Consider the following 326-nt stretch of genomic DNA (forward strand, 5'->3'; position numbering starts at 1 on the left):
GTGCCCTCGGTGACGCTCTCGCCCAGGGCGGGCAGCGTCACGTCCTCGGCGTCGCCCCCGCCTCCGGCGGCGTCGGTGCCACCCTGGGCCGCGCCCACGGGTGCCGGTGGCTGCTCGTCCGCCTGCTCCTCGGACGAGGCCTCGTCCGTGACCTCGGCAGGCACCTGCGCGGCCTGCTGGTCCTCGGCGGAGTCGGCGCGGTCGGCCGCCTCCGGGGCAGGCGCTGCCCCACCGCTCGCCTCGTCGGCAGAACCGATCGTGGCCAGGGCTGTCCCCACCTCGACCGTGTCGTCCTCCTCGACGAGGATCTCGGTCAGGGTGCCCGC

1 pseudogene is annotated in these 326 nt (G+C 76.7%); it reads right to left on the minus strand.

The window, feature by feature from the left end:
- A pseudogene (locus tag N869_RS18315) lies at window positions 1-326 on the minus strand (2-oxoglutarate dehydrogenase, E2 component, dihydrolipoamide succinyltransferase); the annotation flags it as partial.

This window comes from Cellulomonas bogoriensis 69B4 = DSM 16987 (genome assembly GCF_000767165.1).
In the GTDB taxonomy this organism is placed as follows: domain Bacteria; phylum Actinomycetota; class Actinomycetes; order Actinomycetales; family Cellulomonadaceae; genus Actinotalea; species Actinotalea bogoriensis.